Genomic DNA, 13,561 nt, shown 5'->3' on the forward strand with positions numbered 1-13,561 from the left:
CTAATATCCCTTACCCCGTGTACAAAAAAATAAAAATGCCAACAACAAAGTTAATACTGTGCCCACAGCCAGGACTAACCCAAAATTTGCTATCGCCGGTGTGCCAGACAATGCTAACAAACCAAACCCTAAAAAAGTTGTTAACCCAGCCATAGCTATCGCCAGCAGGGTATAATGCTGCTCTGCCTTTCTGCTTGTATGGCTAAATATTGCATAATCTATACCAATACCAAAGACAAGTAATAAAGCCGCAACATGAAATAAATTAATTGCTGATCCCTGTAAAATTACTATCGCCAGGGTGCCTAGTACTGCGCTGGATGGAAGTGCAACTATACTTAAGGCTTGCTTTATTCCTGTTTTAGTTGCAGTTACCAGAAATACAACAATGAATATTAATGGCAGTAATTGCAGCAACAGATCACGCTGTTGTGACATAACATTAGAGATACTTCTGGTAGTATCAACATAGGTTACTCCAGGCAGTAACTCTAAAGATGACAAATCCTCTTTTAAGCCATAAATACGTACCACAGAATAACAGTGATTATTTTCACAACCCAGCCATAATCCTTTATATTGCCGACCTGCAACTGGCAACCATTCAGAGAAATTAAAGGTATTGAATGGCTGTATTTTAGAACTTAACTGCTGGTTAATATCTTGTTCAGAATAACCCAATTGCTGATAAAAAGACCTGACAGCATCCCCACTGTAAAACTTCGACAATAACTTCCAGTCAGCTTCTTGAACCTCTTTTGGAGGTATCCGGTTAGTTACCCCCTGAAAACCACTAATAATTTCCTTTTCTACTAAATAGCCTAGTTGATTTCTAAGTTCCCATTCTCGTGTTAATACTTGTTGTTCATCTTCACCAAAAACCAAAAAATAACGGGAGTCTGGCCGGGATTTAATCAGAGAATTTAGCTCTATTTCATCTTGTGTAAGAAATTCTGGAGGCTGGTAAAACAGTTTTAGGTCATCATTAAATTGAATTTTCTGAAGTGCCGCAGATCCAAAAATCAACAGCCCAACCAATGGAAACAGGTAGTACCTAATATTGAGTTTAGGAAACTGACTGGAAAACGATAAAGGCCTATGCTTAATATTAATCCAGCGTGGGAATAGCAGGATTACAGTCAACCAAGCCCCTATTAAACCACAGCCGACAAAAACCCCTATTTGTTGTAAAAGCGGAAAAGGTGTTAATGCAAGAGAGAAAAATGCCAAGCAGCTTGATATCAAGCCCAGCAATAGCTCAGGTAATATATCCTTATCTTTTGGCTTGCCCAGCCTCAATCTATTACAAATAAAGTGAAATGCGTAGTCAATCGCCAATCCAGAAACCGTTGTACCAAATACAAAAGCCAGTATATGAATTTGGCCCAAAATAATAATAACACCAGATATACCACTGGCCACGCCACATAGAATTGCGAATGTACAGGCTAGTAGAGGTTTTAATGAGCGAAAGACAACAATACATAGACAGCAAATAGCAAGGATCGAAAGGGAGCCAATCAGGCGTATTTCATCCTGCGCCATAGCAGCAGCATACTCTGTATGCAGGGGGGCTCCAGCTACCAGCAGCGAATAACCATTTTTTTGAGCCCATTGCTTTAATTCTGACTGTAAAGAAAGAAGTGATATATCGCTCTCTCCAGTCAAATCAACTGGTGCGGCCAGCGTATAAAGCAGGGTAAAAACTTTATGTCCTTCTGTATGTACCGGAATTCCATCAAAGACTTGTGGAGTAACTCCAATATCAGCGGTAAAGTAATTGCGAAAAGTTGAGAAAGTATCTTTCTCCAAATCAATTCCAGCGCCGTCAGGCCCGTATAATTTACTCAATTGACGCTGTATAAGTTCCTCTGGGGTAGCATCTAATAACGCCCTATCTTCAGGGCTGAGTAGCTGTTGGCGCAGAGGAAAGAGCAGCTCCCACTCCTCTTTATAGCTTTCAGAGTCGGCCCAACGATATTCAACAGACTCTAAAGATTTTGCGGCCTTTAGTTTCTGCGCCAACTCTTGGGTATGCCTGGCCAGACGATGTGATTCTTTTCCTTCAGAAACTAAAACCCAAATTAAACTTCCCTGTAATTGCTGACTGACTTTTTTCTGGATGCCAGCACTACTTACCGAGTCGGAGTTATTATCAGCTAATAACAAAATATCTGTTTGTAGCCAGCTGGATTGATAGCGTAATACAGTTATCCCAATAATTACACTAACAAAGGAAAGCCAAATAACAACTCGACGTGACATGAAATTATTTCTGGTTATCTTCTGAGAATTCACTCAGTAGTTGACTGTTATTAGCTTCAACTGAATGTAAATTAAAAATATCTATTTCAGTAATTGCCATGTTGGCTTCAGCTAGTACTATTTTCCGAATCTTTTTGTCTCCCACGACTTCTATCGATTCAATAACCTTTCTAAAAGCCTCTTGCTTGGGAATTAAGTTAATTCTCCATTGCTCTTCTGCGATCTGTGGTCCCACCGTAAAAGTCTGATCCAGTTCGCTAAAATCACCACTGATAATCTTTAATAGAGGATCAGCCACATGATTTCCTACAATATTGCTATTGACCCGATTACCAGAATCAGCATCATCTAGCTTAAATATTCGATGGGATTCTATTGGATTCTCTATTCGCCAGCTTAATCCTAACTCTTCAGAAATAGCCAGGATGCCTGAAGAAACCAGAGGCCTGGGCAACTGGGGCAGCCTCTTTGTCTGGGAAAAAGTGCCAAGCATCTGTGGAGATGACACAATATTTTTCTCTATCTCCCGCAAAACCGCCTGCTGCTCTGAAGTCAAAGCAGAAGTTACTGTGGAAAATAGAAAGCAAATAAAAAATAAAACCAAACGCTTGGCAGTCATCACTAATTTACCCCCAATTTTTCCAGCAAAATTGGAGGCGATGCAAACAGCATTTCGGCACTGCTTATTTCGACAGCTACCTGTACGGTATGTCCTTTTGTTAAGCGTACACCGGTATCTCTATCTGTTATCGTATAATTGATCTTAAATCGATTTTCATATTCAGAAACCTCAGCGCGAATAACAATCCACTGCTGAAATCGTAAAGGCTTTGCATATCGTACGCGCAAATCTATGACCGGCCAGGCAAAACCTGATTCCTTCATCTGTTGGTAGTTATATTCCAACTGATCAAACAATGCACATCGGGCTATTTCAAAGTACTTTGCATAATGCCCATGCCAAGCTATCTCCATCATATCCACATCGTGGAAAGGAATTTGTAGTTCAACTTGTGCCGTCCATTTTTCAGGGCGCATAGATTTATTAGTTTTCATATAAGCGCCAATGTCTTTGCTGAATTAACGAAACGAATTTTCTCAATGGCTGTTCAAGCTCTCTATCTTCCTCCAGAAAAGAAAATTCATCTCCTATCTGCCTGATTGTGGTATTAAGAGCGGTAGATAATTTTTCCAAATCCACTCCTCCACTACGAACTCGAAGCTGAATGCCCTGCCAAGCAACCATCAGTGCCGCTGCGGTTGTTTGCTCCGTTAACTGTAATACCCTGATACAGTCCCTGGCAGCAATGGTGCCCATACTGACCTTATCCTGGTTATGACACTCCGTTGATCTGGAAAAAACGCTTGCGGGCATGGTCTGCTTTAGTGCTTCAGCAGTCCAGGCACTCGCACCAATTTGAACAGCCTTAAAGCCATGGTTAATCGATCTTCGAGGCGCGGTTACACCTGATAGGTTTGCCGGGAGTCCATTATTGAACTTAACGTCTACCAGTTGGGCTATTTGTCGATCCAGTAAGTCAGAGAGGTTTGCTACCGCATTCTTCAGGCTATCCATGGCGAAGGCTATATGCCCACCATAGAAGTGCCCACCATGAAGCACCCTCTCGTTTTCACCATCAATGATCGGGTTATCATTGGCACTGTTTAGTTCGTTATGAATAAACTGCTGGAGCCAGGGCAGAGAGTCCTGTAATACACCCACTACATGGGGAGCGCACCGAAGTGAATAGCGATCCTGCAATCGGCTATTTTGTCTTGGAGCGGCACCAACATTGAGATCGTCATGAATCCACTTTGCAATTTGGTTTTGACCGGGGTGAGGCTTCACTGCAAAAAGCGCGCTATCGAAATGATAGGCATTGCCATCCAACGCAACGCTCATCATGGCGGTAATACGAGCACTCAGCTGTGCTAGATACTCTGCCCGTTTGTAGGCTAAGCACGCCAAGCCAGTCATTGCGGCGGTGCCATTCATTATCGCCAAACCCTCTTTTGGGTATAGCTTCAATGGCTCAATCTGTAATTCATCGAATACCTCAGCAGTATCTCTCTGGTGGCCTCGGTACCAAACTTTGCGCTCCCCGCACAAAACCGCAGCAACATAAGACAGTGGGGTCAAGTCGCCACTGGCTCCCACAGAACCCTCTTGGGGAATTACCGGAATAATGTCTTTCTGAAGTAACAAAACCAATTGCTGCAACAGCCGATATCGGACCCCTGAACTGCCCTTTGCAAGGCTGGCAATCCGGGCAGCAACAATCGCTCTACTCTGCTCAAGAGTAAAGACTTCCCCCATTCCACAACCATGGAAGGTAAATAACCGATGAGGTAACTCTTCCACCAGGTCTGCTGGAATACTTTCGGTACAGGAATCACCATATCCAGTGGTTACTCCGTAGATCACACCTTCCTTCTGCCAAAGGCTATCCAGGAACTCGGCACCGCGATTTATCCTTGCGACAAAGCCCTCTTCATCAGATAGAGAGATATCGCCACGGCCAGCTGCAATGGTGTTTACCTGATCAATAGATAGATCTGTGCCATCAAAGACTATTTGGGTTCGTTGTAGTACTGCTGAATTCATTTTTGCTGATCCCAGAACGGGTAAAAGTTATACCATTGCAAAGGTGCTATATGACAATAGCGTTCCAACCGTCGTGCAAACTCCTCGACAAGAGAGCGAATATGCCCCTCTCTGTCACCGCGTTTCATCACAACGCGATCGCAGAGTTTTTCCATATAAATATCGTATCCGGAAGTACTGCGCAGACAGAAAAGCGTGTACACCGGGCATTTGAGCAGCGCAGCAAGAATATATGGCCCCTGGGGAAAAGGCGCTTTTCGCCCTAGGAATTCTGCCTCGCAGGTGCGCCCCATAGAGTTAATAGGTGTTCTATCACCGACAATAACAACCAGCTCCCCGGCTTCAACAGCCTCGGAGAGTCGCATCGCTAGAGCGGGAGTTACTTCTGTCACCTGGATAAGCCGTACTTGACTCAGGGGATTGAGCATTTTCATCATGCGATTAAATTTCACCGCATGCTTTGTATGCACTAGCACATTTACCCGTACCTTTGTCAGGCTGCCAAGCGCTCTGCAAACCTCCAGGTTCCCGAGATGGGAGCCAATTATTAATCCACCCTGGCCACTAGCCGCCAACTGGTGAAGACCCGCTCTTTTTGGGAAATTTACCTGACTATCCGGGATACCCACAAACCAGGCTTCAAGCTTTTCTCTAGCGCTGTTAGCAAAATTAAGAAAAATTCTAAATCCGGTTTTCCAATTCGGTTCTATACCGCTAGATGGGTAGCGTTTGGTGAATAATTCCAAGTACTCACGGATCGAATTGCGGCCACTCTGATTTTTTAGGTAATAGCATAAAACTACCGGGTATACCGCAACTTTAAAGGCGATCGGACCCAACCAGTGATGCAACCAGAATAAGAACTTGATGCCCAGGAAAAAGCCTTGTTCCCGGTATTTTGACCAGTGTAAATTACTCACGCTTTTCGCCCTACTGTCGAAATACGCAGAGTTCTGGCCAACATGCCAAAAAATAGACGGGTGTGCATTGCCGATATAAGGAAGTTATCCTCAAATCCCCGGAAATGGGAAACGCCATCTATTGGGTAGCTCACATTAACAGGTACCTGGCAAAGACCGCCTTTGCTCCAATACCACCGTACCAAGATCTCTGGATCAAAATCCATTCGATCACCGGTATACTCGTTATCTAACAAATCTACAGTTCGAGATAAGGGATAACAACGCAGCCCACACATGGAATCCTTAATCTCCAGAGAAAGAGTATTAATCCAGATCCATACATGAGTTAGATAGCGTCCCCACAAACGAACTTTAGGTACTGATTTATCGTATTGCGGATAGCCACAAATCAGTGAATCAGGGCACTTTCTGCTTTTCTCTAGGAATTGAGGTATGTCAGCGGGGCTGTGTTGACCATCGGCATCGACTTGAATTCCATGACTATATCCAAGCTCTTTCGCAGCTCGCAGACCACTTTTTACCGCAGCACCTTTTCCACCATTAGCCTGGCGAACAACCAAGTGAACCCGGGGACCATAGCTCTGCTCTAAGCGTTGTAGTTCAATTCTACAGGGTTTATCACAGCCATCATCTACCAGAATGTAAGGCAGGTTAAAGCCATCCAGAGATGCCAACGTCTGTGCGATCGCCCCCTCATGATTATAAACGGGTATTACAAAACAAAAGTTAGACATGGCTGAAGCACAACCTACCACTGCTATATTCTATATTGCCATCTTGAGTGTTTCGAAAAGAATAATTTAATTTGTTCTTTTCCTGGCTGAACTCCAAAGATAAAGTGACAGCATCACCGGGCATCATTAACTGCTTAAATTTAATCACTTCCATTTGGGTAAACGTACTGCCGGCTTTTACAAGTGGGCGGCCAAAATGCATAGCCCAATCCAGCTGTACCACTCCCGGCACTACCGGTGAGCCTTCAAAATGACCATCCAAGCAAGGCAAATCGTCATTAACCGTAAAATTAACTTGACGAGTATTATCTAATATTTCGCTGCTAATAATCTGTGGCACCATTGCTGCCGGAATTTCATCAAAAAGTTGCATTAGCAGGTCTCTCGTTATTTTTCCCTGTAAGTTAGTGGGAATTTCATCAACAAAACGCCAAGAACGTGGCACAGCCACGCCATCAAGATCCATGGCCAGGGTTTCTCTAAGTTTACGAACAAGAGAAGCCTTTCCTTTCTTTTGCAATAGTTCTTTCCCGGATTCCGTAAGTGTGGCAACAGCGGCAACTACTTTTCTTTTACGCTCCAGGACAAGTGCATTGGCTTTTACAATATATGAGCTACCAACTAGTAGGGACTCAACCTGTGTAAGAGAAATTCTTTTCTCTTCAATCTTAATAATGCGATCAGCTCGCCCCTTAAGTTCGAACATATCGTCTGTACTTATCTGTACTTTGTCCTGACAAATAAACTCCTTGGGCAACCACGGAGAAGAGACTTTGAGTAACCCATCGCTGTTTTTTGCAATGTTCACTCCTTTTAGTGGACTCCAACTTTTCTGACGCAATTGATTACGCCAGGCAATCCCCCCGGTTTCAGTGCTTCCATAGACCTCTATGGGCTGGATTCCACACAACTGATCAATCGCCTTTGCATCTACTTCCAGTAAAGGCCCCCCAGAAGAAAAGATATCCACTAAGGACTTTCCTAACTCCCATGGCCAGGAAGAAATACGGCGACTTAACTGTGCAGGGCTTGCAACCCACACGGCAGGCCCCCATTTCTGGGCGTCTTGGAGTAATCCCACAATATCCACATAAGTCTTACTAACAAATCGACGCCCGCTGGCTAGCGGCCACAGTAATTTAAACAGTAAGCCATATATATGCTGGTGGCTTACTGTTGCCAAAGTAGTTGTATTAACCACCCGGGATGACCACTTCAGATTATGGGCCTTAACCTCATTGAGCAATTGAGATAGGGTTTTATCAACAGTTTGTGGTTCACCACTGGTTCCTGATGTGAATAATTGAATACCAGCATCAAAATAACTGGGAACAGATAGCTCTTCGCTATATTGATCCGGAATATTTATACTAAATGCCGAGCTATCTTCCCAGCTGCCCAGTAATAGGGTTTGCTCACCCAGTTTTTGCTGGGTAAATCGCTTGTTATTTGCCGGAATAACAACGACTTCACAACAAGACATAGCGGCAAAAAAGAGCAAACTAAACTCGTAACTATCTTCACAGAAAATGGCAGCTCTCTTGATCCCAGCTTCGTTTAGGGATTTTTTTAGCTTTCGCTCAACAAATGCCAATTCACGTTTAAATTGTGCGAATGAAATTTCCCCACGACTTGAATAGCTAACTACTGCTTGGTCATTCGAGTAACCAAACACCTGTTCAAACTGTACTTTGTCCACGGCCTTAACTCACACCTTATTTTGGACGCGACGACGCAGTAGCCATTCACCACCCATCATAATTCCCATTAACACATATGAAACAAGGCCATTGTAAAGAGTCCAGACTTTCATATCGCCGTTTAAAACAGTTGCCAGTGCGAGGCTTCCATTAATTAAAAAGAATAGACACCATGCCTTGGTAACCTTTCGTGTATATAGAATACCTTCAGGTGGCAAATCTGGAGTCGTAAGGCGAGCAAGCCGTTCTACTAATGTTTGCGGTTGACTCAAACTGTATAAAAACAGTGAAAATAGAATCAGGTTACAAAGTACTGGATACCAAAGAAGTCCGTTTGAATCGCCCCTTAACCAGGAAACCCCAACAACAAAAGCCAAGGCCACGGCCATTAACTTGGTGCCAATCGCCTTATTCGCGCCGCCAAACAATACCCTTAAAACCGCAACCATCAACAGCAGTAACAGAATACTACTTAAAGACAAGTATTCTATGCCAAAGTAAATTGCCATAGGGTACAGTGTCAGAATAATGACCAATATTAGCTGCGCGAATCGACTCACTTCTCTGCCATTACCTTTTCAATTGCACCAACTACATCTCCAACAGTTCTTACACTTTTGAACTCTTCAGGTGCAATTTTCTTTCCTGTTACTTCTTTCAAGCGAACAATTAGGTCCACAGCATCAATACTATCTATATCAAGATCATCAGAGAGGTGGGCTTCTTCTGTTATATCTGCCTCATCGACCTCAAACATCTCAACCAGAATTTCGGTCAATTTTGGTAAAATTTCTTCTCTGCTATTCAACATAAATACCTCTATTATGCGCAGCTGCTGCTGACAAAATTTGCCAGGCTATTCACATTAGCAAAATGCGATTTTGTATCTTCACTTTCTGCATCTATTGATATGTTGTATTTTTTCTGCAGAGCAAGACCTAACTCTAGTGCATCAATAGAATCCAGCCCCAGGCCCTCTCCAAAAAGGGGCTCATCTGCTACGATTTCTTCTGGAGTAATATCTTCCAGATTTAATACATCAATAATCAGAACTTTAAGCTCTTCAACTAACTCTTTCACGCAGCACACTCCTCGGTAAAAAATGCTTTTAATTCTTGAGTAACCTCTCGGGCTACTTGTGGTGTTTCATCTTTTTCTTTTACTTGAATAAAACTCTCTGATTCATTCACATCAAATTGAAAATGTGGTCGACTCAGAGGAATACTGTACCAAGGAATATTTTTCATCAGCATCGGTGGATTACACCGTATTGTTACCAGAGTTGGGGTCACCCCGGAGCGTAACGCCATGTAGGCTGCCCCACGCTGAAACCTAAACGGTTGTCCTGGTACAGAGCGAGTTCCCTCTGGAAAGAGAACTACTGATTCCCCTTTTTGTAGTGATTTCGAAGCCAGTTCGATAATCTGTTCCGGGTCATCATTAGGTATATAGCCTGCAGTCATTACCGCGCCGCGCATAAACGGGTTTCTAAATAAACTGGCTTTTACAATACAGTTGGCATTCGGTATTCGGGATATTAGAAATACCACATCAATAAGCGATGGATGATTTGCCAATATCAATTGGCCTGGTTTAGCTAACTTTTGTTCATCACGAAATTGATAAGTATAGATACCCGTGATATGCATAAAGCCAATAAACAATCGAAAAGTGTTGTGGATACACAAACGAGCCTTGCATTTTCGAACTTCTGTGTCCCGATAGATCACCTTTAATGGTGGGAACAGAACAAACCGCAGTATCAATCCACCAATACCGAACAGGCTAAATGCTATCGCCGTAGCAACCAACCTTAGCCAATACTTGTCTTTTTTCTTTGACGGTAGAAGGTTAACAGGCATTGATCTGTAGCTCCCATCCTTCGGCAACTGATATACGCCCCTCTCCATCGATCAAAGATCTAATTAAAGGAAGCTGGTAATCAGGCTCAATAAATACCGACTCAGCTCTCGCACACTTACTGGCAGTCAATGATAGTTTTGTATCAGTATCACTAGATTTATGTTTTGCCAGGCGTAGAGCAGTTGCACAAATATATGTTGAGCTCTCAGCGCTGGAATGGTACATCTCAGGCAGTGTTTCTTCACAGAACACTAAAAGCAATTCCTCAACGCCTTCCTGAAGAAGACCAAAAGACTCTATAAACCCTGAAAGTATAGGAAAATCTCCTCCTGCTAGCGCAATTGCTGGAGACCTGGTTTTACAGGCAATAGAGAACTGTCCTGCAATTGCGTTGTGTACAGAAAGTCCAAATGCAGTTGGCGATAGGTCTTCACTTGCTGCAACGCCTTGTAGCAATGAATAAGTCCTCATTGCTTCGCCATGCACTGAGCAAAGCAATAAAGGAATATCTTCCTGCTGTAATAGCGGAAAAGCGGTATTAAAAACGGCTTTGGCTAGCGGACTCAAACGACGGCGCTGCATTGCAGGAAGAAAAGACACATCCGCCTGGCTACTTCCACCAAGCTGCTTTTCTCCTCTACGCCAACCCTGCCAATCCGATTGATCTGATATTCCCGAGCACCATGCTCGCCATTTACTGACAACAAATTCCATAACCAAACATTAATTCTGGAGCAAAGCTCCATCCCCCAAAATCAAAAAGCTGAAGCTGGCCTTTCCCACCATTATTTTTAATTGGCTAATAGGTATTGCGCGACCAGAGACAGGGCGGGAATGGTACACAAAATGACCAATAGCCGCCAGTAAAAGCGCTGAATTATAGGTCGAAGTGCAGCCTTAGATTACAGTGAAATACACGGGCTTTTCCGACCACTTATTCTCTCGTACCATGGTACACATTTGCCATGGAAACTTGTATTGCACAGCCCCCCAGCCGTTAAAGTGAAGGTTTTTTAAGTCGACCAGATTCCATCTCTTCCAAAGAGAACAAATTCTTAGGGGTTATCAAATGCCTTACTTTACCTGCTCTTCCTTCAATAGCTGGTCAGGAAACTGGCAGGGAGATTCCATTCACCTGCTGGGAAGCACTGAGCTCTCACGGCTGGAGAAAATACACAGTATTAAACGCCGAGCCCAGTTCCTGGCCGGGCGAATATTACTGCGCACTTTAATTGCGGAGCAATACGAGTATTCACCTTGGGAAATTACAGTTGAGGCTGAAGCACCGACCATTGCTATGGTTAGAGGAAAACCCCTTTGTCATATTTCCATAAGCCATTCCGATGACTTTGTTGCCGTAGCAATAGCGGAAACTCCAGTAGGTATTGATTGCGAAAATGAGTCCCACCAAAGGAATTGGTTGGCCATGGCTAAGCAATACTTCCACAAGGCGGAGATAACCGAACTAAACTCGCTCCCGACATCGCAAGTAGCTGCTTGTTTCCTCACTAAATGGACCGCCAAAGAAGCATTAGCTAAATGTTCTGGTGTCGATTTGGGGCAGCTGCTGGCCTCAGCTCCTGTAATTAACCGACCTCAGCAATTGAACCATCCGTACAAGAATTACCTATTGTGGACAGGACAGCCGAGGCCTGGAGCCTACCTAAGCCTTGCGGTTAAACACAATCAAGCCAGCTCTGTCGTAACCCCAATAGGCACATTTAGAGCTAGCCACTGCGAAAGAACAAGCAAAAGTACTATCCTGAAGCCAATCAATGGTTTCAGTTAGGGCTTGCTCCCAGGGTGTTCAAGCCGCTCACTCCCTGGAAAATAAATCCCCAAAGAAATCACCGTCGTACCAGTATGGTTGCCTGTCTGCATCGGCAACTTGCCGGGCAATCAGGTAATTTACCTGGGTAAATTGCTCAGCCGCCTCATAATTAATCTGCTCGTCCGCAGCATCCCCTGGCTTGTGGTAGCGCTCGCGGAAGAAACCCATCTGTGCAGCAGTACCATCCACACTGGGGTCTTTTGCCTCCCTTCCGGTAATCAAGTAGATTGAGGGCACTCCGCGACGGACAAAATTGTAGTGGTCACTGCGCACGAAGATAACTTCCTCCGGCATGGGATCGGGACTGAGTTTAAGCCCGGAACGGTTTGCAGCCTCCTCCGCAACTCGCCCCAAAGATGAATGTTCAGCACCGAAAGCAATAATATCGCGGAATGGATAGAGCAGCATGGGCATATCAAGGTTGATATTGGCTACGATCGATTCCAGTGGCACCGTGGGGTACTCGGCAAAATAATCCGATCCCAGCAAACCTTTTTCCTCTGCGGTAACAGCAACGAACAGCAGTGATCTTCGAGGATTTTGCCCGGATTCAACAAAAAGACGTGCGGTTTCCAACATCACCGCGATACCGGCAGCGTTATCCTGGGCACCGTAGTAAATCTCGCCGTCCTCTTTCTTTCCAACATGATCCAGGTGTGCGGAAAAAACAACATATTCATCTTTCAGGAGTGGATCACTTCCCGGTAAAACGGCCACTACATTCGGGCTGGTTACGCGCTTGTGGTTAGAGCTGCTGCTCATTTTTGCACGGTAACTAAGGGGGAAGCCTTCTGGAGTTATTCCTTGCTCAATATCGGCAAAAATACTTTCAAGACTGCGCTCAGCGCCATCAAACAGCTTGCCGCCTGCAGCGATGCTCAACATAACTCCCGGGTGCATCCCCGGGATTGCACTACCGGGCATACCAGTCTTTTTCACCCAGTCAAAAGTGTCATCAAAACGGTGCTTCGCATAGTAGTCAAATGGGCGGCGTTTCTCCCGCTCAGGTGTATAAAGGCGAACAAAACCCACAGCGCCATGTTTTGCTGCAACCTGGCGTTTGGTGCGAGGAGAGGAGTGGTGAGCCCCCACTTCACTGGGCAAGCTCTGCGGCCGGCCAGCTAACACAACGACAATCTTTCCCTGTACATCCAGGCCGTGATAGTCATTAATGCCAAAATCCGGAGCCTCAATACCGTAACCGACAAATACCAACTCGGCATTGATCTGCGAGCGCTCACTCAGTGCGGAGGGCGATGCTAGAAAGTCCTCGCCAAATTGCATGGCGATTTCATCGTTCTGGCCCTCTAAGACAAATTCAGGATCACTCCCATCCCAACTGGCACTGCGAAAAGGCACTTCCTGGAAGTAACCTTGCTCCCCTGCTGGAATCAGCCCCATCTTTTTAAATTGGCCAGCCACATACTGTGCCGCTTGGAGATAGCCTTCACTACCAGTATCACGCCCCTCCAACTCTGCTGAGGCGAGGAAATTAATATCCCGGCGAATGTAATCTTTATCTGCTGTGGGACCAGTGTTCTCAAAGCTTGAGCTGGTGCAAGCAACCAGAAGTGCCATAATCAAGGCACCCAATAAACTCTTAATTCTCATGGGGAGTATTACTTCTCAGGAAAAAAGCG

Annotated in this window: 14 protein-coding genes; 1 reads left to right on the forward strand and 13 read right to left on the reverse strand. The window is 44.6% G+C overall.

The window, feature by feature from the left end; all coding sequences use genetic code 11:
* The 12 genes from P0078_RS13490 to P0078_RS13545 are packed head-to-tail and all read right to left on the reverse strand — an operon-like array spanning position 1 to position 10,804.
* On the reverse strand, positions 1 to 2,265 hold the full coding sequence (locus P0078_RS13490) for an MMPL family transporter (RefSeq protein WP_282930477.1): 2,265 nt from the start codon (positions 2,263 to 2,265) through the stop codon (positions 1 to 3).
* Between the two features lie 4 nt (positions 2,266 to 2,269).
* Positions 2,270 to 2,884, reverse strand: a complete 615-nt coding sequence (locus tag P0078_RS13495) for a LolA family protein (RefSeq protein WP_282930478.1) — start codon at positions 2,882 to 2,884, stop codon at positions 2,270 to 2,272.
* A 2-nt stretch (positions 2,885 to 2,886) separates the two neighbouring features.
* Positions 2,887 to 3,321 (reverse strand): acyl-CoA thioesterase, encoded by a 435-nt coding sequence (locus P0078_RS13500; RefSeq protein WP_282930479.1) that lies wholly within the window; start codon positions 3,319 to 3,321, stop codon positions 2,887 to 2,889.
* Complete coding sequence (locus P0078_RS13505) at positions 3,311 to 4,870, reverse strand: HAL/PAL/TAL family ammonia-lyase (RefSeq protein ID WP_282930480.1); 1,560 nt, start codon at positions 4,868 to 4,870, stop codon at positions 3,311 to 3,313. The genes P0078_RS13500 and P0078_RS13505 overlap by 11 nt, the downstream gene beginning before the upstream one ends.
* Positions 4,867 to 5,790, reverse strand: a complete 924-nt coding sequence (locus tag P0078_RS13510; RefSeq protein WP_282930481.1) for a lysophospholipid acyltransferase family protein — start codon at positions 5,788 to 5,790, stop codon at positions 4,867 to 4,869. The genes P0078_RS13505 and P0078_RS13510 overlap by 4 nt, the downstream gene beginning before the upstream one ends.
* On the reverse strand, positions 5,787 to 6,527 hold the full coding sequence (locus P0078_RS13515) for a glycosyltransferase family 2 protein (protein WP_282930482.1): 741 nt from the start codon (positions 6,525 to 6,527) through the stop codon (positions 5,787 to 5,789). The genes P0078_RS13510 and P0078_RS13515 overlap by 4 nt, the downstream gene beginning before the upstream one ends.
* Complete coding sequence (locus P0078_RS13520; RefSeq protein ID WP_282930484.1) at positions 6,520 to 8,226, reverse strand: ApeI family dehydratase; 1,707 nt, start codon at positions 8,224 to 8,226, stop codon at positions 6,520 to 6,522. The genes P0078_RS13515 and P0078_RS13520 overlap by 8 nt, the downstream gene beginning before the upstream one ends.
* 9 nt (positions 8,227 to 8,235) lie before the next feature.
* Positions 8,236 to 8,763 (reverse strand): COG4648 family protein, encoded by a 528-nt coding sequence (locus P0078_RS13525; protein ID WP_282930486.1) that lies wholly within the window; start codon positions 8,761 to 8,763, stop codon positions 8,236 to 8,238.
* Between the two features lie 20 nt (positions 8,764 to 8,783).
* On the reverse strand, positions 8,784 to 9,038 hold the full coding sequence (locus P0078_RS13530; RefSeq protein WP_202862844.1) for an acyl carrier protein: 255 nt from the start codon (positions 9,036 to 9,038) through the stop codon (positions 8,784 to 8,786).
* An 11-nt stretch (positions 9,039 to 9,049) separates the two neighbouring features.
* Complete coding sequence (locus P0078_RS13535) at positions 9,050 to 9,307, reverse strand: phosphopantetheine-binding protein (RefSeq protein WP_282930487.1); 258 nt, start codon at positions 9,305 to 9,307, stop codon at positions 9,050 to 9,052.
* Entirely contained in the window at positions 9,304 to 10,089 is a 786-nt protein-coding gene (locus P0078_RS13540; protein WP_282930488.1) for a lysophospholipid acyltransferase family protein, read from the reverse strand. The genes P0078_RS13535 and P0078_RS13540 overlap by 4 nt, the downstream gene beginning before the upstream one ends.
* Positions 10,079 to 10,804 (reverse strand): beta-ketoacyl synthase chain length factor, encoded by a 726-nt coding sequence (locus tag P0078_RS13545; RefSeq protein ID WP_282930489.1) that lies wholly within the window; start codon positions 10,802 to 10,804, stop codon positions 10,079 to 10,081. Before P0078_RS13545 ends, P0078_RS13540 begins: the two co-directional genes overlap by 11 nt.
* A gap of 355 nt (positions 10,805 to 11,159) precedes the next feature.
* Here P0078_RS13545 and P0078_RS13550 point away from each other — a divergent pair, with 355 nt between their 5' ends.
* Positions 11,160 to 11,879, forward strand: a complete 720-nt coding sequence (locus P0078_RS13550; protein ID WP_282930490.1) for a 4'-phosphopantetheinyl transferase family protein — start codon at positions 11,160 to 11,162, stop codon at positions 11,877 to 11,879.
* A gap of 27 nt (positions 11,880 to 11,906) precedes the next feature.
* Here P0078_RS13550 and P0078_RS13555 read toward each other — a convergent pair whose 3' ends face one another.
* Complete coding sequence (locus P0078_RS13555) at positions 11,907 to 13,532, reverse strand: M28 family metallopeptidase (RefSeq protein ID WP_282930491.1); 1,626 nt, start codon at positions 13,530 to 13,532, stop codon at positions 11,907 to 11,909.
* Positions 13,533 to 13,561: the final 29 nt, after the last annotated feature.

Origin of the sequence: Microbulbifer sp. VAAF005 (genome assembly GCF_030012985.1) — a bacterium.
Lineage (GTDB): Bacteria > Pseudomonadota > Gammaproteobacteria > Pseudomonadales > Cellvibrionaceae > Microbulbifer.